The organism is Bacillus sp. Pc3 (genome assembly GCF_000815145.1).
Lineage (GTDB): Bacteria > Bacillota > Bacilli > Bacillales > Bacillaceae > Bacillus > Bacillus velezensis.
Window position 1 is genome coordinate 2,397,269 of record NZ_CP010406.1, and the last position, 23,614, is coordinate 2,420,882.

General features: G+C 46.5%; 22 protein-coding genes and 1 pseudogene. 14 read left to right on the forward strand and 9 right to left on the reverse strand.

Translation table 11 applies throughout. The features are described from left to right. Positions 1-124 precede the first annotated feature (124 nt). The 5 genes from SB24_RS11415 to SB24_RS11435 form a co-directional block, all read right to left on the reverse strand. Positions 125-310 carry a DUF4177 domain-containing protein gene (locus tag SB24_RS11415; RefSeq protein WP_007407642.1) on the reverse strand — a complete coding sequence of 62 codons (186 nt, stop codon included), beginning with the start codon at positions 308-310 and terminating at the stop codon, positions 125-127. A 34-nt stretch (positions 311-344) separates the two neighbouring features. After that, the gene (locus tag SB24_RS11420) at positions 345-548 is read right to left on the reverse strand and encodes a hypothetical protein (protein ID WP_007407641.1); all 204 of its coding nucleotides are present in this window, start codon (positions 546-548) and stop codon (positions 345-347) included. Positions 549-561: 13 nt separating this feature from the next. After that, complete coding sequence (locus SB24_RS11425) at positions 562-765, reverse strand: helix-turn-helix transcriptional regulator (protein ID WP_007407640.1); 204 nt, start codon at positions 763-765, stop codon at positions 562-564. A gap of 196 nt (positions 766-961) precedes the next feature. After that, complete coding sequence (locus SB24_RS11430) at positions 962-1,081, reverse strand: PhrC/PhrF family phosphatase-inhibitory pheromone (RefSeq protein WP_015240778.1); 120 nt, start codon at positions 1,079-1,081, stop codon at positions 962-964. Then, complete coding sequence (locus SB24_RS11435; protein ID WP_033574379.1) at positions 1,065-2,210, reverse strand: response regulator aspartate phosphatase; 1,146 nt, start codon at positions 2,208-2,210, stop codon at positions 1,065-1,067. Before SB24_RS11435 ends, SB24_RS11430 begins: the two co-directional genes overlap by 17 nt. Positions 2,211-2,440: 230 nt before the next feature. Here SB24_RS11435 and SB24_RS11440 point away from each other — a divergent pair, with 230 nt between their 5' ends. Continuing rightward, positions 2,441-3,796, forward strand: a complete 1,356-nt coding sequence (locus SB24_RS11440) for a YncE family protein (RefSeq protein WP_039253463.1) — start codon at positions 2,441-2,443, stop codon at positions 3,794-3,796. Between the two features lie 39 nt (positions 3,797-3,835). Further along, on the forward strand, positions 3,836-5,212 hold the full coding sequence (locus SB24_RS11445; protein WP_039063793.1) for a YncE family protein: 1,377 nt from the start codon (positions 3,836-3,838) through the stop codon (positions 5,210-5,212). Positions 5,213-5,218: 6 nt separating this feature from the next. On the opposite strand, the pseudogene SB24_RS11450 reads toward SB24_RS11445, so the two are convergent. Next, positions 5,219-5,731 (reverse strand): annotated as a pseudogene (locus SB24_RS11450) (bacteriocin biosynthesis protein AlbG); the annotation flags it as partial. Between the two features lie 153 nt (positions 5,732-5,884). Between SB24_RS11450 and SB24_RS11455 the strand changes: the two are divergent. From SB24_RS11455 to SB24_RS11470, 4 genes are all read left to right on the forward strand, one after another. Beyond that, positions 5,885-6,313, forward strand: a complete 429-nt coding sequence (locus SB24_RS11455) for a YwiB family protein (protein ID WP_007407634.1) — start codon at positions 5,885-5,887, stop codon at positions 6,311-6,313. Then, on the forward strand, positions 6,310-7,980 hold the full coding sequence (gene argS, locus SB24_RS11460; RefSeq protein ID WP_039063792.1) for an arginine--tRNA ligase: 1,671 nt from the start codon (positions 6,310-6,312) through the stop codon (positions 7,978-7,980). The genes SB24_RS11455 and argS overlap by 4 nt, the downstream gene beginning before the upstream one ends. Positions 7,981-8,113: 133 nt before the next feature. Continuing rightward, positions 8,114-9,304, forward strand: coding sequence for a nitrate transporter NarK (gene narK, locus SB24_RS11465; RefSeq protein ID WP_007407632.1), 1,191 nt, complete (start codon positions 8,114-8,116; stop codon positions 9,302-9,304). 97 nt (positions 9,305-9,401) lie between these two features. Continuing rightward, a complete protein-coding gene (locus SB24_RS11470) occupies positions 9,402-10,118 on the forward strand; it encodes a fumarate/nitrate reduction transcriptional regulator Fnr (RefSeq protein WP_007407631.1) in 717 nt (238 codons plus the stop codon). 31 nt (positions 10,119-10,149) lie between these two features. Here SB24_RS11470 and SB24_RS11475 read toward each other — a convergent pair whose 3' ends face one another. Further along, entirely contained in the window at positions 10,150-10,869 is a 720-nt protein-coding gene (locus SB24_RS11475; RefSeq protein ID WP_039253468.1) for a YwiC-like family protein, read from the reverse strand. A gap of 142 nt (positions 10,870-11,011) precedes the next feature. Here SB24_RS11475 and SB24_RS11480 point away from each other — a divergent pair, with 142 nt between their 5' ends. The 8 genes from SB24_RS11480 (at position 11,012) to SB24_RS11515 (ending at position 22,230) form a co-directional block, all read left to right on the forward strand. Then, positions 11,012-11,488: a cyclic nucleotide-binding domain-containing protein gene (locus SB24_RS11480; protein WP_039253471.1), complete on the forward strand. Its 477-nt coding sequence runs from the start codon at positions 11,012-11,014 to the stop codon at positions 11,486-11,488. A 178-nt stretch (positions 11,489-11,666) separates the two neighbouring features. Continuing rightward, positions 11,667-15,353 carry a nitrate reductase subunit alpha gene (locus SB24_RS11485; RefSeq protein ID WP_039253473.1) on the forward strand — a complete coding sequence of 1,229 codons (3,687 nt, stop codon included), beginning with the start codon at positions 11,667-11,669 and terminating at the stop codon, positions 15,351-15,353. After that, the gene (gene narH / locus SB24_RS11490; RefSeq protein WP_031379126.1) at positions 15,343-16,806 is read left to right on the forward strand and encodes a nitrate reductase subunit beta; all 1,464 of its coding nucleotides are present in this window, start codon (positions 15,343-15,345) and stop codon (positions 16,804-16,806) included. Before SB24_RS11485 ends, narH begins: the two co-directional genes overlap by 11 nt. A 25-nt stretch (positions 16,807-16,831) precedes the next feature. Next, positions 16,832-17,389 carry a nitrate reductase molybdenum cofactor assembly chaperone gene (narJ, locus tag SB24_RS11495; RefSeq protein ID WP_039253476.1) on the forward strand — a complete coding sequence of 186 codons (558 nt, stop codon included), beginning with the start codon at positions 16,832-16,834 and terminating at the stop codon, positions 17,387-17,389. Then, complete coding sequence (narI, locus tag SB24_RS11500; protein ID WP_012118678.1) at positions 17,386-18,057, forward strand: respiratory nitrate reductase subunit gamma; 672 nt, start codon at positions 17,386-17,388, stop codon at positions 18,055-18,057. The genes narJ and narI overlap by 4 nt, the downstream gene beginning before the upstream one ends. 140 nt (positions 18,058-18,197) lie before the next feature. After that, entirely contained in the window at positions 18,198-18,827 is a 630-nt protein-coding gene (locus tag SB24_RS11505; protein ID WP_039253480.1) for a YitT family protein, read from the forward strand. Between the two features lie 95 nt (positions 18,828-18,922). Then, positions 18,923-20,425: a cardiolipin synthase gene (gene cls, locus SB24_RS11510; protein ID WP_014419119.1), complete on the forward strand. Its 1,503-nt coding sequence runs from the start codon at positions 18,923-18,925 to the stop codon at positions 20,423-20,425. An 80-nt stretch (positions 20,426-20,505) separates the two neighbouring features. After that, on the forward strand, positions 20,506-22,230 hold the full coding sequence (locus tag SB24_RS11515; protein ID WP_033574386.1) for an ABC transporter ATP-binding protein: 1,725 nt from the start codon (positions 20,506-20,508) through the stop codon (positions 22,228-22,230). Between the two features lie 70 nt (positions 22,231-22,300). Here SB24_RS11515 and SB24_RS11520 read toward each other — a convergent pair whose 3' ends face one another. Further along, positions 22,301-22,573, reverse strand: coding sequence for a hypothetical protein (locus SB24_RS11520; protein WP_003151087.1), 273 nt, complete (start codon positions 22,571-22,573; stop codon positions 22,301-22,303). A gap of 68 nt (positions 22,574-22,641) precedes the next feature. Next, positions 22,642-23,604: a UV DNA damage repair endonuclease UvsE gene (gene uvsE / locus SB24_RS11525; RefSeq protein WP_015418426.1), complete on the reverse strand. Its 963-nt coding sequence runs from the start codon at positions 23,602-23,604 to the stop codon at positions 22,642-22,644. Between the last annotated feature and the right edge of the window lie 10 nt (positions 23,605-23,614).

Below are 23,614 nucleotides of genomic sequence, written 5' to 3' on the forward strand. Positions count from 1 at the left end.
TTTGAATTGCGGATTTCCGAAAAAATATTTAAGAGGTGAAATCCGTTAAGGTATCTGCTGGCTTATTTCAGTACAAAGAAAGCCGGACCATATGTATGATCCGGCTTTCTTTGTACTGAAACATTTATACTTTTTTTTCAAGAATAATATCAAAATAATCGGCTGCCCCATAACCTGAAATAGGAGGAGCAAATATTTGAACCAGCTTCCATCCTTGCTGCGAATACTTTTCAATAATTTCTTTATAGTCTTCTTTAGGCTTTCCTTTCCATCGGTTTACTTCTACTTTTATGAACTTATATTCGTACATTGCTGTATAATCCTCCGGAAGTGTATTGGAATTGTTACCTTGTTTTTCGATTATGATAAACTTGAATCCATAAATAGAGCGCGCAGCCTATTAAAAGTATTGGGAATTGCCATCCTGTATTTCCGTTTTTAAAATAATCTATTAATGACCATATCAGTAAAGCGACAGTATAAAAACTAAATGCTATTCTGGCGGCTATACCCGATTGGTGTTTTTGCATCTCATCCATTTTCTTCATAAGAACCGCTCCCTTACTTTTTTTTGGCGTTATAGTTGAATACTTTATCTATTCCCGTATTTAATGCGTGAGCTATCGAAAAAGCCAGACTTAAAGTCGGGTCATATTTATTATTTTCAATTGCATTGATGGTTTGCCTGGTCACATTGCAGAGCTTAGCCAGATCATTTTGTGAAATATCAGCTGCTGTTCTAAGTTTTTTAATATTGTTATCCACTAAAACCCTCCTTAAAAATTTTTGTTTTTATTTTAAACTTTCAAATTTATATATATTTATTTTAAATAATATATGTATATGTGTCAAATACTTTTTACACATTTGAATTTTAAGGTATACTTTTTGTTTTTGCAATTAGTTGTTTATATAAAAAACGGCTTGCAGTTTAACCTGCAAGCCTAAAAGTAATCATCATTTAAATCATTCCGCGCTGAGCAACTTCAAATTGATGTTTTGGTGCACTTGCGATGTCGGCTGAAACAAAAACAGTGCTTATTGCCAAGCAAGTAAGTGCTAATTTATACTTCAATTTCATACAACTTCACACCTCCTTGAATCTGCTGTCTTGTTTCTTCCACCTTTAAAAAATATGCGGAAGCCTTCTCGAAATTTTCTCTTTCATGATAATATTTTGCCACATCTAAGGCAAAATCTTCAAGATCAGCATACATCGATTTATCTCTGAGAAAGTCAAAACATTCCATGATTGCTTCTTCATCAGGCTCACCGACATATAAAGATTCTAAAAATTCATACTCGACGATATATAGGGAATCTTCTGCTTCCTCTGCATAAGATACCCCTTTGTCATGATATTGTCTGGCTATGGCCATATTTCCGATTTTATAATGTATTTGTGTGATTAAGAAATAGGCTTGCGGGAGAGAAGTGATAATGTTCCCATCTTCAAAAACAGCTATTGCCCGTTTTATGTAATCAATGGCTGGTTTGTAATTTTCTTGGCTGTTAAAACAAAGTCCGATATTATATAGAGTCCGGCCCATTAATTGTGGCTGCTGTTCTGCCTCTGCCATGGCATAAGCCTTTTTAAAATGCTGAATTGCTTCATCATATTGCTTTAAGTCAAGAAAGTTGGTAGCGAACAATGAATGGCACTGAAGCACCCTTATATTATATGCCTCCTGCTTATGATAAATTTTATAAGCCTGCCGGGCATAATCCATAGAAAAATAAGTCTGTTTCATATAATAGTAGGACTCTGACATCTTAAAATAAAATTCAGCTTTCTCGATACAATCTTTGACAAAATCAAGCTTATATTCAGCTTTCTTAAAAAACTGAATCGCTGAAAGATATTCACGGCATTCCAGCTCATACATCCCCCGGAAAAAATTAAAATAATAATCAAGACGTCCGGTCAGCCGGGCCTGCTTTTTATCAATATCCGCGAGCAGATCCGATAGTCTAGGCTGTTCTTCTATCCGCTGCGATTCCAGCGGTTCGAGGTATTCGAGCATCAGATTATGGCGGAATTCCATGAGAGAATAGTATAGATGAAGATCCTGATCATCTTCCAGACCTGCAAGTTCTTCTTTGATTTCTCTCCGCAAGTACTCGGCGTCCGGGATGCTGAACCTTCGAATGTACATATACCATTCGTTGATTTTTTCTCCAACCGCTGAAGATGATAAAACACTCGCCACTATTCCGAATCCCTCCCTTCCACGTTATGTATATGACATATTTTATCATTTTCATTCGGAAGGATAGCGCAAAAATACCGCAATGTTTTCTTTCGTTAAAACCGCATGTCTGCGGATATCATTTCAAAAATCCACTATTATCCCCACAATTTGTACAAGCAAACAAATACACCTTCCCATATTCTGTTGTATCTGCGTGAGCAGTGTATGTCTGAAAAGGAAGTGAAGATATGAGAAATAACAAGCTTTCCTTTAAAGAAAAAGCAGGAGCCGCACAAGAAGAATGTTTATGTTTTTGCGAGGAAGAAGCAAGCCGTGAAGCGATGTTTCAAGCGCCGATTGAATTGCCTGAGGGGTTTGTCGTTGATCCGGCTGAAGCTGTTGCAAACGTGACGTGGAATGCAGACAGCCTTTCTTGTGTCATTGAACGCTGTTTCATTGAGACGGGGCCAGAGCCTGATGAAATCGGTGTTCAATTCGCAGTGCGCCTGCAGGGAACTGTTACGCTTCTCGTCAGTGTCTCACCAGTGCGAAATCAATATGGACAAGGGAACGGGTCTGTTTCTGTCATCCGCAATGCAGAGATTGACCAAGTCGTCTATTATTCTGATGAACCCGATGATTGCCCGGATGTCAGTGACATTACGATCGAGAACCTTGTTGTCGTTCCGCCATTCTATGGCAGTCCTTTATCGGTGACGGGCACGATTGTGTTTGTTCCTGAGCCGGAACCCGTTTATGCGTTTACAGCGAATCCAAATGATCAATCAGTTTCTGTGATTGATACAAACACTCATACTGTTGTGACAACGATTGCTCTACCGTACCTGCCGACAGGTATTGAAATAACTCCGGATAAAAGTGCTGTGTTTGTTTTGCACTTCAACAATAATGTGATTTCTGTCATCGATTATGACACTTTAACAGTGACAGCATCCATACTGCTGGATCAGCCGCCTAGATCGATAAAATGTATCCCAAATCATGAGTTTGCTTATGTTCTCGGCGATACTGCGATTTATGTGATTGGAATTGATACGTTAACTGTGGATAGGTCGATTCCTGTGGAAGGATTTGATTTTGCAATTGATCCCAATGGGTTATTCGCCTATGTTCTTGATTTTGGTTTAGTGCAAAAAGTGGACCTATTCACCGGTGAAGTCACAGGAACGATTGAACGAGAGCTTATCGTATCATCCATAGAAACAAATTGGCCGGAGCGGTATGCGTATGTCTTAGAACAAGAATTCTTATTCAATTATTTGACGGTTATTGACTTAAATACGTTTACGATCAGCATTACCCAAGAGCTGGAGCCTGATGGCCAATATGTAATGTTTACGAGTGGATCAGAGGTGTATTTACATGACAGCTTCACTGGCAATTTATATGCTGTCAGTCCGAATGGTGCAGGCGTTATAGGAAATGTTCCGCAATCGGCAAGAGACTTTGCGTTTACTCCGAATGGCGAATTTCTGTATGCTGCTCATTTTTTAGAGCAGAACATCACTGTTTACAACACGGATGATTATTCTGTGGAAACTGTGATATCTCTTGGGGTTTCACCGGGAGATATTGTGATTTAACCAACTGCATGCTGTACATTTCTAAAAGGACGTGAATTCATGAAAAAGAATGATCTGTCTGCTTTACAGGAAAATTGTTTCTGTTTTTGTGATGAGGAAATTAGCAGAGAAGCGCCGTTTCTAGTGCCGATTGACATTCCCGAGGGGTTCACCATTGATTCTGCCGAAGCAGCTGCGACGGTTACATGGAGTACTGATCATTTATTATGTATCAGTGAGCCTTGCTTAATCCAGACTGGGCCGGAACCAGAAGATATCGGTGTTCGATATGCCGTGAGAGTAAAAGGGACCGTTACGCTTCTTGTCAGTGTGTCGCCTGTACGAAATCAATATGGACAAGGGGACGGGTCTGTTTCTGTGATTCATACTGAAGAGATTGATCAAGTTGTTTATTATGCAGCGCAGTCTGGCCGCTGTCCTGATTTCAGTCAAATAACAGTGGAAGATCTTCTCATTGTACCGCCTTTCTACGGCAGTCCGCTTACGGTGACCGGGACACTTGTTTTACCGCCACCGCCAGACCCTCAATCGTATGTGTTTACAGCCAATTCAGGAGACAGCACGGTTTCGGTTATTGATTCAGATTTAAACACTGTTGTAAAAACAATCCCTTTTTCTGACGTGCCAACTAATCTAGGCGTTACTTTCGATAAAGCTTTCACGTATGTCCTCCATGGGAATACCAACCTTGTCTCAGTGCTAGATAATAAAACATTAACCATCATAAATACCGTCACTGTTGGAGGAGGGCCGAGAAAGGTTGAATTTGATTCAACAGATGAGTTCGCGTACGTGATGGCCGCCGGATCTATATATATGATCAACATGGCCTCTCAATCGGTCATTGATGTCATTCCGATACCCGGCGCTTTAGACTTTGCTCTTGATCCGAATGGACAGTATGTCTATACCGCTAATGGAAGCAGTTGGTCGGTTGATAAATATGATGTAAATACTGGGCAGTTGGTAGAAAGTATCATAGATACATTTGAATTTCCCAGTTTAATTGCCACTCCTTACGCTGGAAATTTTGCGTATGTGTTGAATGGTGAGCTGCTGCCGAAAGGGGTAACGGAGATCAGTTTGTCACCATTAAGCAGGGGAGGCGACTTCAACCGTTTATTTGAAACTCTGAGGACGATTGTATTTTCTCGCGATAGCACTAGGGCTTATTTTCTAGAGCCATATAGTGAACCGTTTCTCATTAATAACTTATACGTAGTTAATACGGCTGGACAGAGGATCATTGCAAACGTGTCTCTGCCCGGCGCCTTTGACCTCGCCGTAACACCTGATAATCAGTACATTTATGCAGCACAGCCCGACGACAATACCGTAACCGTGTACCGCACGAGTGATTATACAGCCATGACGGTGATTCCGGTTGGGACTGGTCCGTCAGCGATTGCGATGTAGCTTATTTCACAGGTTGAGAGAAGCAGAGCTGCGATAAAAAAATCGTTTATAAATAAATGAGCCGATCTGCTGGATGGCAGCCAGGATGATTAAAAACAGCAGTTCACTTACAGTGAAACTGAGCATCCGCCAAACCCCGGCTCCTGTCAGCGCTCCCGCATGCCCTTTTTTGAACAGGCTGACATGCTGGAAAAGCTGCAGCAAGTACGTCCGCATAAAATACAATAAATACAAAATCAGTAACACCGCGAGTCCCATTGATACGGCAAGGGGCGTGTGAAAGCGGAAAGGGACGGCTTTGACGATTTCGAACACGCAGCCGAATATGATGACTTGGCATAATACAGCAGCCATCACGTGTGTTTGGCGGACGTTTTTATAGCTGTCACGCAGCGCTTTGACATCGTTGGCATTTCTGCTGCACAATCTATGTTGCCGGAAGTCGCAGCAGCTTCGATGAGACTGTGTGAGTTTCTGAAAAGCTGCTGTCATGTTTTTTACGGATTGGGTGACATAGTGATATGATTTTCTCTTCTCATAAGGAACTGCTTTTTATGAGGTTTATCTTCAAATCTAATGAGCAATGATGGTAAGATAGAAGCAGTTGAAGTTTACAAGCTGAATGATTATACTATTCAAGTCAAAGTGGAATGATGAAAAGGACGTGTCAAAATGAAGCAAGAGACACCGATAACACTCCATGTGAAGTCTGTGATCGAGGATGACGGAAATGATGAAGTCATCGAATTCCGTACTACCGGATTTTACTATGTAAAACAACAAAAAGTGTATCTATCTTATTATGAAGAACACGACCTAGGCAAAGTAAAAACGATTGTGAAGGTGAGCGAAGGCGAAGTCCTGATCATGAGGTCAGGCGCTGTTAAAATGAATCAGCGTTTCATAACGGGAGCTTCCACAATTGCGAAATATAAAATGTCATTTGGTGAGCTTGAGCTGGAAACAAGCACAAAATCGATTCAATCTGATCTCGGTGAAGAAAAAGGCCGAATCAGCATCGCATATGACATGCATGTCGGAGACGGGCAGCAGCATTTACATAATATGACGATCACGTATGAGGGAGGAACTCACGCATGAACATTGCGGAACAAATGAAGGACGTGCTGAAGGAAGAAATCAAAGCGGCCGTTCTGAAAGCGGGCCTGGCGGAAGAAAGCCAGATTCCAAGCGTACTGTTAGAAACGCCGAAAGAAAAAACACACGGTGATTATTCCACAAACATGGCGATGCAGCTGGCGAGAATCGCAAAAAAAGCGCCGCGCCAAATCGCTGAGGAGATCGTGGCGTCATTTGATAAAGGCAAAGCTTCCATTGAAAAGATGGATATTGCGGGACCCGGCTTTATCAACTTTTACATGAACAACAGCTACTTAACAAAACTGATTCCGTCCGTGCTTGAAGCGGGTGAACATTACGGAGAGACAAACATCGGACAAGGCGAAAAGATTCAGGTCGAATTCGTATCAGCCAACCCGACGGGAGATCTTCACTTAGGCCATGCGCGCGGCGCGGCGGTAGGTGACGCGCTGTGCAGCGTTCTTTCTAAAGCGGGCTATGATGTGAGCCGCGAATACTATATTAATGATGCGGGCAACCAGATTAACAACCTGGCGCTTTCCGTTGAAGTCCGTTATTTTGAAGCGCTCGGTCTCGAGAAACCGATGCCGGAAGACGGCTACCGCGGCGAGGATATTATCGCCATCGGGAAAAAGCTTGCCGAAGATTTCGGCGACCGTTTCGTACACGAAGAGGAGAGCGAACGTCAGGCGTTTTTCCGTGAATACGGCTTAAAGTACGAGCTTGATAAACTTCGCTCCGACCTGGAAAATTTCCGCGTGCCGTTTGACGTATGGTATTCTGAAACGTCCCTGTACGAAAACGGAAAAATTGATCAGGCGCTCGAGACGCTTCGCGAAAAGGGCCATGTATACGAAGAGGACGGCGCGACATGGTTCCGCTCCACAACGTTCGGCGACGATAAAGACCGTGTGCTGATCAAAAAAGACGGCTCATACACTTATCTGCTGCCGGATATCGCATACCATAAAGACAAACTTGACCGCGGATTCGACAAGCTCATCAATGTATGGGGCGCGGATCACCACGGGTATATTCCGCGTATGAAAGCGGCAATTGAAGCGCTCGGTTACAAGAAAGGCACATTGGAAGTTGAGATCATTCAGCTCGTTCATTTATACAAAAACGGCGAAAAAATGAAGATGAGCAAACGTACGGGGAAAGCCGTAACGATGCGCGACTTGATTGAAGAAGTCGGCTTGGATGCCGTGCGTTATTTCTTCGCGATGCGCAGCGCTGATACGCACATGGATTTTGACTTGGATCTTGCCGTATCCACATCTAACGAAAACCCTGTGTATTATGCACAATACGCACATGCACGTATTTGCAGCATGCTTCGCCAAGGGGAGGAGCAGGGACTTAAACCGGCGGCAGATCTTGATTTCAGCCATATTCAATCAGAAAAAGAATATGACCTGCTGAAAACGATCGGCGGCTTCCCTGAGGCAGTGGCAGAAGCGGCGGAAAAACGCATTCCTCACCGTGTCACAAACTATATTTATGATCTGGCTTCCGCTCTGCACAGCTTCTACAATGCGGAGAAAGTCATCGATCCGGAAAATAAAGAGAAGAGCCGCGCGCGTCTCGCTTTAATGAAGGCGACGCAAATTACGCTGAACAATGCGCTTCAGCTGATCGGCGTATCCGCTCCGGAAAAAATGTAATGATGATCAAAGGACAAAGTCTTCGGGCTTTGTTCTTTTTTTGTATATAAAGCGTGTGATGTAATTCACAATCCCGCACACTGAGTTTTTGTATGATAAGACTGATATTGAATCAGTGAAAGGGGCAAGCCGAATGATCAATCGTCAACATATTCAATTATCGTTGCAGTCATTAAGCTTAGTGGCAGGGTTTATGGTGTGGGTGCTGATTTCATCGCTCATTTCTCAAATGACATCAGATATTCATTTAAGCAAAGGCGAAATTTCATTGGTGACGGCGATTCCCGTTATTCTCGGATCGCTTCTCCGTATTCCTTTAGGATATTTAACGAACAGGTACGGGGCGCGGCTGATGTTTATGATCAGCTTCATCCTGCTTTTGTTTCCTGTATTTTGGATCAGTATCGCGGATTCTTTATTTGATTTAATCGCGGGCGGCTTTTTCTTAGGGATTGGGGGAGCGGTATTCTCCATCGGAGTGACGTCCCTCCCGAAATATTATCCGAAAGAAAAGCACGGTGTCGTCAATGGGATTTACGGTGCCGGAAACATCGGGACCGCCGTTACTACCTTTGCGGCGCCGGTTATCGCTCAAGCCGCGGGATGGAAAGCAACCGTGCAGATGTATCTTGTTTTGCTGGCTGTTTTCGCATTACTGCACGTTTTGTTCGGCGACCGGCATGAGAAGAAAGTCAAAGTTTCCATAAAGACACAAATGAAAGCCGTTTACCGAAATCATGTGCTGTGGATGTTGAGCCTGTTTTATTTTATTACGTTCGGCGCCTTTGTCGCCTTTACCATCTATCTTCCGAATTTTTTGGTTGAGCATTTTGGGCTGAGCCCTGCGGACGCCGGTCTGCGGACGGCCGGCTTTATTGCGGTCTCTACGCTGCTCAGGCCTGTGGGAGGGTTTCTTGCAGATAAACTGAGCCCGCTCCGCATTCTGATGTTCGTTTTCGCAGGGCTTACGCTGTCAGGGGTCATGCTGTCATTCTCCCCGACGATCGGCCTTTATGCGTTCGGATCGCTGACGGTGGCAGTCTGCTCAGGGATTGGAAACGGGACGGTATTTAAACTGGTGCCTTTCTATTTTTCGAAGCAAGCGGGGATTGCCAACGGAATTGTGTCTGCCATGGGCGGACTGGGCGGTTTTTTCCCTCCGCTGATTCTGGCAAGTGTATTTCAGGCAACAGGCCAATACGCGATCGGGTTTATGGCGCTTTCAGAGGTCGCGTTAGCCAGCTTTGTTCTTGTGATCTGGATGTATTGGCAGGAAAGAATGAAAACACATACGGAGAGAAACAGTCAGAGCCTCAATTCATAATGATCCATTCACAAGATTGTTAGTTTTTTCTGGGTGAGTGCAAATCAAGTCACGTTACAATATACATACGCAACGTGACTTTCTTCGAGGTGAGCTCATGAATATTCTCTCTGTCCGAAAATCTGATAAAGAACTTCTTTCCCGCGAACTGCATGAATTGCTGGAATCGATCAGTACGAAAAGGAAAATGAAAAAACATACTTATTTGTTTCAAGAAGGAATGGATGCAAAAGAGCTTTATCTGATTCAATCAGGACTCATTGAAATCGGCAAGCTGACGTCTGACGGAAAAGACCTGACGCTTAGAATCTGCCAAAAAAACGATATTGTCGGGGAATTGACGCTATTCACAGATGAGCCGAGATATATGCTCAGTGCGAAAGTGTTAGAGGATGGCGAGGTGCTCGTCATTAATAAAAACAAGCTGGAAAAGGAATTGATCCAAAACGGTGTTTTGACGTTTGAATTTATGAAATGGATGAGCACTCATCTTCGAAAAATCCAGTCCAAGATCAGGGACCTGCTTCTTCACGGCAAAAAGGGGGCGCTCTATTCCACCCTTATCCGCTTATCAAACAGCTACGGGGTGGAACGAAGTGACGGGATTCTGATTAACATTGTGCTGACAAATCAGGATTTGGCTAAGTTTTGCGCGGCGGCAAGGGAGAGCGTCAACCGCATGCTGGGAGACCTCCGCAAACAAGGGGTTATTTCGATAGACGAAACCGGAAAAATTATTTTGCACAAGCGGGACTATTTACGATGCGAGATCGAGTGTGAAAATTGTCCGCTGGAGATCTGCAATATTGACTGAAAAAAACAAGGGCAGCCGGTGTCCTTGTTTTTCAGCTTGTGATACATATACACATGACGGCGAAAAAGAAGCCGGCATTTACGATTTCCAGAATGCCGATCGTTTTCACCGGCCAGTCTCTTCCGTGAAAAAACCAGGCCCGCAGACTGCTTGGGATAAAAGAGAGAAACGCCCAGCCTGCCCCGAGAAGAGCCGATAAAAAGGGGAGCAAGAGGTGATATCCCCATGACCAGTATGCAAAGGTTCTGTTTTTTCTCTCCCGTATGACCGATTTCACATAAAAAGAACTCCCGACAAAAAATAAAGCGGATTGCAAGAATAGAAACCAGGCCCAGCCGTCAAGGGTTCCCGTTCCCAGCCAGCAGCTCGCAAGCCCGCCTGAACAAAAGAACAAAACACCCGCAATATCATTCGTGAGCGCCCGTTCGTTTTTTCGGCGGGCATAATGCGTATGTATGAGAAACAGCGGCAATAAAAAAACGCCGATCCAGACGAGCTGCGGCTTATGATAGACAGAAATGATCAAAAAGCAGCAGGCCGGAAAACCGTAATACCATATCCACTTTTGATAGGGCTGAAGCTGTTTCTTTTTCAAAGCGAGCGAAACGGGATAAACCGCTAAGTAAAGGAACAGCCAGCCCAGAAAGAGCGGAATATGCCAGAAAACCGGGCCACCCTTGACCATGCCGAGTAAAAATGGAATCAGCAGCATCGCCCATGCGCCGTGCTGCTTCGGAATCATCGCCTTCATCGAAACCCTCCTTTTTATTTCATTATAAGTACATACACTCTCCTGATAAGTGACTTTTATCATACAAGCTGTGAAATACATCACTGCCGCGTGGGCTCAATCGGGCTACACTAAAGCTATCCTTAGCACAGGAGGCTTTCCTATGAATCAGTGTGACTATTTATTATTTCTGAAACAACTTCCTATGTTTAATGAAGTGCCTCTGTCCATTGTCGAAACCTTGCTGAAAAACGGGACGTTTATCCGCGGCTCATCTGGCCAATCTCCATCCTTTCTTCATTCACAATCCGTTTATATTGTATTAAAAGGCAATATCCGTTTTACGGACAGCAGGCTCCCTGAAGGGTCGCAAACCGTTGCGCTGTGGGAAAAAGGCGATGTGTTTCCGATTGATGAAAAAGGCGGGCTCTATTTATCGCCTTTTATCTCAGTCAATGCCTCACCGGATATTCTGGTACTTCATATTCCATATTCCGTATTTAAGAAAATGATGTCTTACGATCCGCGGCTGCAAATGAACTTTTTGGCGATGCTTCAGCAAAATGTCTTCTGTTCCTATCAGTTGTTTTTGCGGTATCTGCATACATCACGGGATGAAAACGCCGAACCCGGTTCTTAAACAGAACCGGTTTTTTTTGATGACGCCGGGCGTCCCCATATCGTTTGAAAATCCTTCCTGCTGCTCTGTGTGAACGTTTTGTGAAAAAAGCAGAGTGTGTGACATAGTTCACAAGGTGATGCGACGTCTCTGTTTATAGTGTACATAGCATCACCTGACTCGGAAGGAGTGAACGATCATGAAGAAAAAGAAAATGAGTCCGTTGCTCAGGAGATTAAACTATTTTTCTCCTATCGAACATCATTCAAATAACCATAGCCAAACGACAAGCGAAGATCGTGATTGGGAGAATGTATACAGAAACAGATGGCAGTACGACAAAGTCGTTCGCTCCACCCACGGCGTCAACTGCACGGGTTCTTGCAGCTGGAATATTTATGTGAAAAACGGAATTGTCACGTGGGAAGGACAAAACTTGAATTATCCATCAACAGGCCCGGATATGCCTGATTTCGAACCGAGAGGCTGCCCGCGGGGGGCCAGTTTTTCATGGTACATTTACAGCCCGCTCCGTGTGAAATATCCATATGTACGCGGTGTGCTGATCAATTTATGGCGGGAAGCATTGCAGGCGCATCAAAATCCGCTGGATGCCTGGAAATCGATCGTTGAAAACCCTGAAAAAGCGAAGTCCTATAAACAGGCAAGAGGGAAAGGCGGCTTTGTCCGCGCGGAATGGCCGGAGGTGCTGAAGCTGATTTCAGCCTCTCTGCTGTATACAGTGATGAAATACGGGCCTGACCGGAATGTCGGTTTTTCTCCGATCCCGGCGATGTCCATGATCAGCCACGCATCAGGTTCGCGATTCATGTCGTTAATCGGCGGCCCAATGCTCAGTTTCTATGACTGGTATGCGGATCTTCCGCCGGCGTCCCCGCAAATTTGGGGCGACCAGACGGACGTTCCGGAGAGCAGTGATTGGTACAATTCAGGCTATATTATCACATGGGGCTCCAACGTTCCGTTAACGAGAACGCCTGATGCGCATTTTCTGGCGGAAGCCCGCTATAAAGGCGCTAAAGTCATTTCGATCAGTCCCGATTTTGCGGAATCCTCAAAGTTCGCAGATGACTGGCTGAGTATCCGCCAGGGGACTGACGGGGCGCTTGCGATGGCGATGGGTCACGTCATTTTGCAGGAATTTTACGTGAACCAAGAAACTGAACGTTTTATTGAGTACGCGAAGCAATACACCGATTTTCCATTCTTCGTCACTCTTTCAAAAGAGAACGGCGTGTATACAGCGGGACGGTTTCTGCATGCAAAAGACATCGGGCGGCAGACAAAAAATGATCAGTGGAAGCCGGCGGTCTGGAATGAACAGACAGGTGCGTTTGCCATACCGCAAGGCACAATGGGCTCCCGCTGGGACGGGCAGCAGAAATGGAATCTGCACATGATCGACGAAGACACCAGGGAACAGATTGAGCCCCGTCTCTCAGTGCTCGGAATAGAGGACGAAATCGGCTCAGTGCGCATTCCGTATTTTTCAGATGACGGAAACAAAGTGCTTGAGCGGGATCTTCCTATTAAAAAACTGGACCTGAACGGTGAAGAGACGTACGTCACGACCGTGTTTGACTTGATATTGGCCAACTACGGCGTGAACCGGGGCATCGGCGGACAATCAGCCGCATCCTATGATGATCCCCGTCCGTTCACACCTGCCTGGCAGGAACAGATTACGGGAATTAAAAGAGAAGCCGTTATTCAGATTGCCAGGGAGTTTGCCCAAAATGCGATCGACACAGACGGCAGATCCATGATTATCGTAGGGGCTGGCATTAACCACTGGTTCAACTCCGACACGATTTACCGTGCGGTGTTAAATCTTGTTTTACTCGTAGGCGCCCAAGGTGTAAACGGCGGAGGCTGGGCCCATTACGTGGGGCAGGAAAAACTCCGTCCGGCTGAAGGGTGGCAGACGATTGCAACCGCAAAGGACTGGGAAGGCGTGCCTAAGCTGCAAAACGGCACCTCGTTTTTCTACTTTGCGACAGACCAGTGGCGTTATGAAGACCAGCCGATCAGTGACTTGGCTTCACCGATCGCCGCGTCATCCCGCTACAAGCATCACGCCGATTACAATGTGCTGGCGGCGCGATTAGGGTGGCTTCCGTCTTACCCGACATTCAATCAAAACGGCATTGATCTGTACAAAGAAGCTGAGAAAGCGGGGGCGGCGACACCTGAAGACGTAGGTGCGTACGTGGCCTCACGGCTTCAAGAAAAAAAACTGAAATTCGCGATTGAAGACCCTGACAATGAAGTGAATTTCCCAAGAAATCTCTTCGTATGGCGGGCAAATCTGATCTCAAGCTCAGGGAAAGGGCATGAATATTTTCTCAAGCATCTGCTGGGGACGACGAACGGTCTGATGAATGACGACAGCGACAGCATCCGCCCTGAAGAAATCAAATGGCGGGAGCAGGCGCCGGAAGGCAAGCTCGACTTGTTAATCAATCTTGATTTTCGAATGGCGGGTACGGCGCTGTATTCCGATATCGTGCTGCCGGCGGCGACATGGTATGAAAAACACGATCTCAGCAGCACGGATATGCATCCGTTTATTCATCCATTTGCTCCGGCCATCTCGGCGCCGTGGGAATCGAAGTCAGACTGGGATATTTTTAAGGCGCTGTCAAAAGCCGTTTCCGATCTGGCGGAAGAAGTCGATATGGAGCCGGTAAAAGAGGTAGTCGCAACGCCGCTCCTCCACGACACCATGCAGGAATTGGCGCAGCCATTCGGCAAAATCAATGACTGGAGCAAAGGCGAATGTGAAGCCATTCCGGGAAAAACGATGCCGAACATCCATGTCGTTGAACGGGATTACAAACACATTTTTCATAAAATGACCGCGCTCGGCCCTCATACGGCTTTAAAACCGAGCGGAACAAAAGGGATGAGCTGGTCGATTGCGGATGAATATGAATCACTCAAACAGAGACTGGGAGAAACCGATTCAAACAGCGTTGCCAAAGGATGCCCGAATATAAGTGAAGCGAAGCAGGCGGCGGAAGCGATTTTAACCCTGTCGTCCACCTCAAATGGAAAAGTCGCCGTGAAAGCATGGGAATCACTTGAAAACATTACCAATCTGGAGCTGAAAGACCTGGCGGAAGAGCGCGAGGAAGAATGCTTTACGTTCGAGCAAATTACAGCCCAGCCGAAAACGGTCATCACCTCTCCGGCCTTTACCGGTTCAGAAAAAGGAGGGCGCAGGTACTCGCCGTTTACGACGAATGTGGAAAAATTAATTCCGTGGCGGACGCTGACAGGCAGACAATCCTATTATGTCGATCATGAACTGATGATGGAATTCGGTGAAACGATGGCGACATTTAAACCGATCCTCCAGCACCGTCCGTTCCTAAGCAAGCGGCCTGATCAAGAGGGCAAAGAAATCGTTCTTAATTATTTGACGCCGCATAATAAATGGTCCGTCCACAGCATGTATTTTGATTCTCTGCCGATGCTGACGCTGTTCCGCGGCGGGCCGACCGTGTGGATGAATAAAGATGACGCAGAGGACACGGATATCAAAGACAACGATTGGATTGAATGCTTCAACCGAAACGGCGTTGTCGTCGCGAGAGCGGTTTTGTCTCACCGGATTCCTAAAGGAATGGCGTTTATGCACCATGCCCAGGACCGCCACATCAATGTGCCCGGCACAAAACTGACGAATAACCGCGGAGGCACCCATAACAGCCCGACAAGGATTCACGTCAAGCCGACCCAGATGATCGGGGGCTATGCCCAGCTCAGTTACGGCTTTAACTATTACGGTCCGACGGGGAATCAGCGCGATCTGAATGTCGTCATCCGCAAGCTGAAGGAGGTCGATTGGCTTGAAGATTAAAGCGCAGATCGGGATGGTCATGAATTTGGATAAATGCATCGGCTGCCACACGTGCAGCGTCACCTGCAAAAACACGTGGACAAACCGTTCCGGTGCGGAATATATGTATTTTAATAATGTAGAAACAAAGCCCGGCATCGGCTACCCGAAGCAATGGGAGGACCAGGACAAATATAAAGGCGGCTGGACGTTGAAAAAAGGAAAGCTTGAACTGAAATCAGGCCCGAAAACAAACCGGCTTGCAGGCCTTTTCTATAATCCGAATCAGCCGACGATTGATGACTACTATGAACCTTGGAACTATGATTATGAAACATTAACAAACAGCCCGCAAAAAAAGCACCAGCCGGTGGCGCGGCCGAAATCGTCCTTAACGGGGGATTTCATGAATATCGAATGGGGCCCGAACTGGGAGGATGATCTCGCTGGCGGCCACATTACAGGGCTTGAAGATCCAAACGTGCAAAAGATGGAGGAATCGATCAAAACAGAATTCGATGAAGTCTTTATGATGTATCTTCCGCGTATTTGTGAGCACTGCATTAATCCGGCGTGCGTGTCCTCCTGCCCGTCCGGCGCCATGTACAAACGTGAGGAGGACGGCATTGTGCTTGTGGATCAAAACGCATGCCGTTCATGGAGATATTGCGTCTCATCCTGTCCTTATAAAAAAGTCTATTTTAACTGGCAAACGAACAAAGCGGAAAAATGCACACTCTGCTTTCCGCGCTTGGAGGCGGGGCTGCCGACCATCTGCTCCGAAACGTGTGTCGGCAGAATCCGCTATCTCGGCGTCATGCTGTATGACGCGGACAAAGTGGAGGAAGCGGCATCGGTTGAAAATGAAAAGGATCTCTACCATTCCCAACTGGACGTTTTTCTTGATCCGAATGATCCTGAGATTGCCAAACTGGCAAAAGAACAAGGCATCCCGGCTGAATGGATAGAAGCGGCGCAGCAATCGCCGATCTATAAAATGATCATTGACTGGAAGATTGCGCTTCCGCTTCACCCTGAGTACCGTACGCTGCCGATGGTTTGGTACATTCCGCCGCTCAGCCCGATTATGAATCTCTTTGAAGGAAAAGGCAGCCGGCAAACGGCGGAAGCGATTTTTCCGGCTATCGACCAAATGAGAATTCCGATTGACTATTTGGCGCAGCTGTTAACGGCGGGGGATACGGATCATATTCGATCAACGTTAAAGAAAATGTCTGTCATGCGCCAGTATATGAGAGCGATCCAGACGAATAAATCAATCGACCCGGAACTGATCTCCAGTGTCGGCTTAACAGAACAGCAAATTAAAGACATGTATCGGCTGCTGGCAATCGCCAAATATGATGACCGTTTTGTGATCCCGAGCAGCCATCGAGAAGAAGTGTCAGATTTATATGCTGAACAAGGGAGCTGCGGCTTATCATTTTCAGGCGGCCCGGGCTCTTGTTTCTAATTTTTCATAAATGAGGTGTAATAACATGAACACCACAGACCGGCAAATGACGTTCTCCGCTCTTTCCGTTCTTCTCTCTTATCCGGATGAAGAGTGGAGAGCCGAGATTCCCGATTGGAAGGCTCTTATCCATGACATCACCAATCAGCAAATCCGGGAGAAATTGCTGCACTTTTTAGAGGCGGCAGCAGGCTTTTCTCCGCAAGCGCTGATTGAACACTATGTGTATACGTTCGATTTCGGAAAGAAAACGAATATGTACGTCACCTACTTTAACTCAGGCGAACAAAGGGAGCGCGGCATTGAATTGCTGCATTTAAAAAACACCTACCAGCAATCCGGTTTCCTGTCGACAGAGAAAGAACTGCCTGATTACCTGCCGCTGATGCTGGAATTCGCCGCGGTTGCGGAGATTGAAGCGGCGAGAAGCGTGTTTGAAAAATACCTGTCCAACGTGAGGGAGCTGGCTTCCCGCCTCGAAAAAAATAACAGCATCTATGCTGAGCTGCTGCACGTGCTGCAGGCCGCACTGGAAAACATCGGTGTACATGCAAGCACTGAAGAAGGGGCTGTTCAGGCATGAGCGGGCAGATCCTGTGGGGCGTTATGCCATACATTGTATTGACGATCTTTATCGGCGGGCATATTTACCGCTATCAGCATGACCAATTCGGCTGGACGGCGAAATCAAGCGAGCTGTTAGAAAAGAAAAAACTCGCCGCTGGCAGCACACTTTTTCACTGGGGACTGCTATGCGTTGTCGGCGGACATATCATGGGAATTCTGATCCCGGAAGGCGTGTATGCTTCTCTTGGCATTTCCGAGCATATGTATCACAAAATGGCGATCGGCGCAGGCCTGCCGGCGGGGATCGCGGCATGTGCCGGACTTGTCATCCTGACATACAGAAGGCTGTTTGACAAAAGAATCCGCAAAACCAGCTCGCCATCGGATATCCTGACGCTTATTCTGCTGCTGTTCATGATGCTGTCGGGCGTTGCGGCCACATTTCTCAACATTGACTCGAAAGGATTTGATTACAGGGCAACAGTCGGGCCGTGGTTCAGGGAAATTGTTTTGTTCCGGCCTGACGCTTCTTTGATGGAGAGTGTCCCGCTATGGTTTAAGTTTCATATCATCATAGGGTACGTCGTTTTTATCCTTTGGCCGTTTACAAGATTGGTTCACGTGTTCAGCCTGCCCCTCAAGTATTTGACCCGCAGCTATGTTGTCTATCGGAAACGCACGTAAAAATCCCCCCTGCAAGAGAGGGGGATTTTTTATGGTGAAAAAATAAAAACATAAGATATTTTCTGCCAAGGTAATGGCTGGGCGGCGGGATTCCTGTTATGTTTTATTTGGAAATAACAGCAACAAAAGGAGAGTGAAGAATGAAGCGGATTTTCCTCATTTTAGCCGCCTGTCTGATGACAAGCGCCGGCGTCCTGACACTCAGACATTCTCAAGTATTAACCGGCGGCACAGCGGGACTGTCACTAAGCCTGTCATACTTGTTTCATTCCTCGTTTGCGATTATCTTCTTTCTGATCAATATCCCGTTTTATATATTTTCTCTCATCAGAATGGGAATCAAATTCACTCTATCCACCGTTTTTGCAGTCACAGTGCTGACTCTGTTTACAGGCGCGGATCACTGGCTGCCGCCGGTCTCTGTTTCACCGCTTGCCGGGGCAATTTGCGGCGGGGTGCTGATCGGGTTCGGCCTGTCGCTCATGTTTTATCAGCAGGCATCGCTCGGCGGCGCCAATATCCTCGCTTTATTTCTGCAAAAGCGCTGCGGATGGAATCCGGGTGCCGTTAATTTCCTCTTCGATTTTGGCGTCGTGCTGGCCGGCATTTTTTCCGTCGGGCTGCTGAAAGGGCTCTTCTCCTTAGTGTCGATAGCGGTCACCGGTCTGATCATCGGCATCTTCAAAAATAAAATCAAAGGCAGCTGCTCGCTCAATCCGGCATTGCTTCAGAACATCACACCCGGCCAATCACAGGAAGCTTCATCATAAGCCTTTCCGCTCGTGCGGAGAGGCTTTTTCATATGTTTACAAGCCGGAAAACAGAGGGTATACAGAGATATCGGATCAGATGGGAGAGAGTCGGGATGCTGAAAAGGAGACTGGAATTTTGCTTTTTATATATGATGCTTATCGGAGCATATGTCATATGGTTTTTTCCGGTTTCCAGGCTTGAGTTTTACGGAGGGGTGCTTTGTTATGCAAGCATTATTTTGTTCAGCATTTATTCGTTAATTCTTGAAAACCGCACCTCGCAGCACACGCTGTTATGGATTCATATTCTTGTGTTTTTTCCGATCGCCGGGTACTTATTTTACCTTTTTTCCGGCCAGCTTTATGAAAAAGGCAAGCTGTTCAGGTCGAAACGGACATACAACCGGGAAAAGCTGAGAACGATATTTGATATGGAACAAACTCCCGACCTGACCGGGCTGAAAGGAAATCAGAAGCGTTTCTTTCAATATTCAATCAAGGCGTCCCATATGAATATCAATACAAAAAGCAGGCTGAAGGTGCTCAAAAACGGGGACGAAACATTTCCGGAGCTGTTTGAGGCGCTCCGGGAGGCCGCGTCATTTATACATATTGAGTATTACATGTTCAAATCAGACATGCTCGGGCACAAGATGATGGACATTATGATGGAAAAGGCGCGTCAAGGCGTGGAAGTGCGGTTTTTGTTCGACGCGGCCGGCAGCCTGAAGCTGGCCGGAAAAGATATTAAAAAACTGAAACGCGCGGGTGTGAACATCGTCCCGTTTCTGCCGCTGAAATACGGTTTTTTCAACCAAAAATTCAATTTCAGAAATCACCGCAAGATCGTCATCGTTGACGGGAAAGTCGGTTTTGTCGGCGGGCTGAATGTCGGCAAGGAGTATATCGGCAAAGACCAAGATGTCGGCTTTTGGCGGGACACCCATATGAAAGTCGAAGGAGAAATCGTTCAGACGCTCCACAGCATTTTTATGCTTGATTGGGAATACGTTTCGGATGAGGTGCTGATTGATCAGAAAGCATATACCCGCCCGGTTGCGGCAGAAAGCGGCGGCGTCTATCAAGTCGTTCCGACAGGCCCCGATATGAAGGAGCGGATGAGCGATCTGTATTATGCCATGATAGCGGCGGCCGAATCGTCTGTATGGATCGCGACGCCTTATTTCGTGCCGAATGAGCCGATCCGCACAGCGCTAAAGGAGGCTGCTGCCAGAGGCGTCCGGGTGCGTGTCATGGTGCCGGAAACCAATGACGGATTTTTAACCCAGTACGCGACGAGATCGTATTTCCCCGAGCTTCTTCGCGAAGGAATCGAAGTCTATTCTTATCAAAAAGGCTTTATGCATCAAAAGGTGCTCATCACTGACGGAAACCTCGCCTCTGTCGGGACGGCGAATATGGACATGAGAAGCTTTCAGCTGAACTTTGAAGTCAATGTCTTTTTTACGGATCAAGAGGCGATCAAAGATCTTGAAGCGCATTATCTGGAGGATATGAAGGAGTCTGAAAAAATCAGCCCCGTCCGTTTCTATAAGCGCACATTATGGGAAAGAACGAAGGAATCCTTCGCACGGTTATTTTCCGGCGTTTTATAAAAAACGCTTTTAAAACTCCTTGTGTATAGTGTAATTGAGAAATATTATCATTAAGAACGAGGCACAAGGAGGACGGAATCGTGCTGCGACAATTTTTTTCTTATTATAAACCGTACAAAAAGCTGTTTTTTCTCGACTTCTTTTCTGCCATCGCCGGCGGATTGATGGAGCTGAGTTTTCCTCTGATTGTCAATTACTTTATCGATACATTGCTCCCGGGGCGGGATTGGAGTCTGATTATTTTGACTTCCGCTGCTTTATTCGGGGTCTACGCCCTCAGCTCGGCACTTCAGTATGTTGTGACGTATTGGGGCCATATGCTCGGCATTAACATTGAAACCGATATGCGGAAAAAGCTTTTCGACCATCTGCAAAAGCTTCCGTTCAAATTTTACGATAACAACAAAACGGGCAGTTTAATGTCCAAGCTCACCAATGATTTGATGTATATCGGAGAAACCGCCCACCACGGGCCTGAAGACCTGTTTATCGCGATCATGACGATTTTGGGCGCGTTCGGTGTGATGCTGTTCATTAATTGGCAGCTCGCGCTGTTGACCTTTATCATTATGCCGGTCGTCATATGGCTTGCTTTGTATTTCAATAAAAAAATGACCTCTGCATTTACAAAACTGAACAAAGACGTCGGAGACTTCAGCGCGAGGGTTGAAAACAATATCGGCGGCATCCGTCTTGTTCAGGCTTTCAGCAATGAAGCGTTTGAAACGCAGCGGTTTGACGTGAACAATCAGCGTTTCCGCAAAACAAAGCTGACGTCATATAAAATCATGGCGAAAAACGGCTCGATCAGTTACATGCTGACAAGATTCGTCACGCTGTTCGTCTTATTGTGCGGCACATGGTTCGTGATCCGCGGATCGTTATCTTACGGGGAATTCGTCGCTTTTGTGCTGCTGACGAACGTTCTGTTCCGTCCGATTGATAAAATCAACGCGATTATTGAGATGTATCCGAGAGGCATTGCCGGTTTTAAAAGCTTTATAGAAATACTGGAAACGGAGCCTGATATCAAGGACGCCCCGAATGCGAGACATGTGTCCGGTTTAAAAGGGAATATCCGTTATGATGGTGTGTCATTCGGTTACGAAGAAAACAGTCCGGTTCTGTCGGGAATCAATTTGTCCATTCATGCCGGGGAGACAGTCGCATTCGTCGGGCCTTCGGGAGCGGGAAAATCAACGCTGACAAGTCTGCTGCCGCGCTTTTATGAGCTGTCTGAAGGCGTGATTTCCATCGACGGAATCGATATTAAGGACATGACGCTGTCATCATTGCGCGGACAAATAGGCGTCGTCCAGCAGGATGTCTTTCTGTTTTCCGGCACATTGCGGGAAAACATTGCTTACGGGCGGCTCGACGCGTCTGAGGAAGAAATCTGGCAGGCCGTCCGCCAGGCGCATTTAGAGGACTTGGTAAACGGGTATCCCGACGGTTTAAACACGGTGATCGGCGAGCGCGGCGTGAAGCTGTCAGGCGGGCAGAAGCAGCGGCTTTCCATCGCCAGAATGTTTTTGAAAAATCCGTCGATCTTAATTTTAGACGAGGCTACATCAGCCCTCGATACAGAAACGGAAGCCGCCATTCAAAAATCGCTGCAAGAGCTGTCTGAAGGACGCACAACGCTTGTGATCGCCCATCGGCTGGCTACGATTAAGGATGCGGACCGGATCGTCGTCGTCACGAAAGATGGCATCGCTGAACAAGGTCATCATAAGGAACTGCTGGCATCCGGCGGCATGTACCAGAGACTTCATCAGGCCCAATTCGGCGAGCTGATTCATTAATAAAAGAAAAAGGATAGACAAAAGGGGCCGGGCAGCCTCCTGTCTATCCTTTTTTTTATGTAGTCCGTATTTAATGGGCTTCTTTTTGCGCAGGTTCGATGATATGTTTGAAACGGTCAACAAGCTGCACCGCTTTTTTTCCTTCCACTACAATTAAATATTCTTGTTCTTTATGGGCCATTCTGAACGTTTCCAGCTCAATGATATCTTTGATTTTGCACATCGTTTTTTTAGAGTAGATATACAGCTCATGGCCTCCCGTGTGGCAAAGCTGATAAAGCTGAAGCATGTTTCGTAAAGTGAACTTCTTAGCGGCTATTTTCAAAGATGTAATGTTTTTCATATGTTTTCTCCTCCGTCTGATGGTCTGTTATTTCGGAAATTCCCCATATAAACGGGTGATAAACCTGGTTATGCCTTCCACTTCAGCACTCCGCCCGCCAGGCGTTTGACTCCGCGGATGGCGCTTAATTCTTCGACGAGCCGGAGCAGCGCCCGGTCTTTCTCTTTCGCCTCAATCATAAAATCGATGTCCGTATCCCATTGTCTGAACCGCTCCAGCACCGGGAGAATAAAATTCGCATCTACATAGTCCGCATGACTGCGTACGGCTGATTCTGATTTTGGCGAGGAGAGATGGACCTTCGGCTTTAAGCCGATCCGCTGCCATGTTTTGATCATCCGCGGAAGAATGTCATCTAAATCAGCGTCATCGGTCGGATTGGCGTAAAAATGGTGATAATCAAACACAAACGGAATGCCTTCTTGTTCACATACACTGAGTGTTTCCTCGGACGTATATGTTTTATCATCGTTTTCTAAAGTCATCCGCTGTTTGATGACATCGGGAAGTTCTTTCAGATTCACGCGGAAACGGCCAAGCGCGCTTTGTTTGTCACCGTAAGCGCCTCCGACATGGATGTTGATGACGGAACGGTCCGCGATGCCCATTGCGTCCAGCATGTCATAATGATAGGCCATATCCTTGACCGCATTTGCGGTAATCTCCTGTTTCGGGCTTGTAAAAAGCGTGAATTGGTTCGGATGAAAGCTCGTTCTGAGGTCATATTTTCTGACCAGCCCGCCGATCTCACGAAACTCCTGGCGAAACGGCGTGACAAAATCCCACAGCACATCCGGATGGGTGGCGAGCGGCACAATCGAGCTTGAGAACCTGTACAGCGGGATGCCGTGGCCGACCACATAGTGGATGGTGCGCAGCGTATTGGTAAGATTTGCTTTCGTCACAGAAAGCAGGGCGTCTTTCCGCTCACTGCGGGAAAGCTTGGTATAGCGCGCATATGTTAAGGTTTTTGCGGGGGACGCGTCCCAAAGGCACATGGCGTTTGCGACGAATCCGAATCTGAACAGCATATGGTTTCTC

What these genes read in the sequence shown, in the direction of transcription:
- SB24_RS11415 (WP_007407642.1), bottom strand. Translation starts at nt 310, where the DNA reads ATGTACGAATATAAGTTCATAAAAGTAGAAGTAAACCGATGGAAAGGA.
- SB24_RS11420 (WP_007407641.1), bottom strand. Translation starts at nt 548, where the DNA reads ATGAAGAAAATGGATGAGATGCAAAAACACCAATCGGGTATAGCCGCC.
- SB24_RS11430 (WP_015240778.1), bottom strand. Translation starts at nt 1,081, where the DNA reads ATGAAATTGAAGTATAAATTAGCACTTACTTGCTTGGCAATAAGCACT.
- SB24_RS11440 (WP_039253463.1), top strand. Translation starts at nt 2,441, where the DNA reads ATGAGAAATAACAAGCTTTCCTTTAAAGAAAAAGCAGGAGCCGCACAA.
- SB24_RS11445 (WP_039063793.1), top strand. Translation starts at nt 3,836, where the DNA reads ATGAAAAAGAATGATCTGTCTGCTTTACAGGAAAATTGTTTCTGTTTT.
- SB24_RS11455 (WP_007407634.1), top strand. Translation starts at nt 5,885, where the DNA reads ATGAAGCAAGAGACACCGATAACACTCCATGTGAAGTCTGTGATCGAG.
- argS (WP_039063792.1), top strand. Translation starts at nt 6,310, where the DNA reads ATGAACATTGCGGAACAAATGAAGGACGTGCTGAAGGAAGAAATCAAA.
- narK (WP_007407632.1), top strand. Translation starts at nt 8,114, where the DNA reads ATGATCAATCGTCAACATATTCAATTATCGTTGCAGTCATTAAGCTTA.
- SB24_RS11470 (WP_007407631.1), top strand. Translation starts at nt 9,402, where the DNA reads ATGAATATTCTCTCTGTCCGAAAATCTGATAAAGAACTTCTTTCCCGC.
- SB24_RS11475 (WP_039253468.1), bottom strand. Translation starts at nt 10,869, where the DNA reads ATGAAGGCGATGATTCCGAAGCAGCACGGCGCATGGGCGATGCTGCTG.
- SB24_RS11480 (WP_039253471.1), top strand. Translation starts at nt 11,012, where the DNA reads ATGAATCAGTGTGACTATTTATTATTTCTGAAACAACTTCCTATGTTT.
- SB24_RS11485 (WP_039253473.1), top strand. Translation starts at nt 11,667, where the DNA reads ATGAAGAAAAAGAAAATGAGTCCGTTGCTCAGGAGATTAAACTATTTT.
- narJ (WP_039253476.1), top strand. Translation starts at nt 16,832, where the DNA reads ATGAACACCACAGACCGGCAAATGACGTTCTCCGCTCTTTCCGTTCTT.
- narI (WP_012118678.1), top strand. Translation starts at nt 17,386, where the DNA reads ATGAGCGGGCAGATCCTGTGGGGCGTTATGCCATACATTGTATTGACG.
- SB24_RS11505 (WP_039253480.1), top strand. Translation starts at nt 18,198, where the DNA reads ATGAAGCGGATTTTCCTCATTTTAGCCGCCTGTCTGATGACAAGCGCC.
- cls (WP_014419119.1), top strand. Translation starts at nt 18,923, where the DNA reads ATGCTGAAAAGGAGACTGGAATTTTGCTTTTTATATATGATGCTTATC.
- SB24_RS11520 (WP_003151087.1), bottom strand. Translation starts at nt 22,573, where the DNA reads ATGAAAAACATTACATCTTTGAAAATAGCCGCTAAGAAGTTCACTTTA.
- uvsE (WP_015418426.1), bottom strand. Translation starts at nt 23,604, where the DNA reads ATGCTGTTCAGATTCGGATTCGTCGCAAACGCCATGTGCCTTTGGGAC.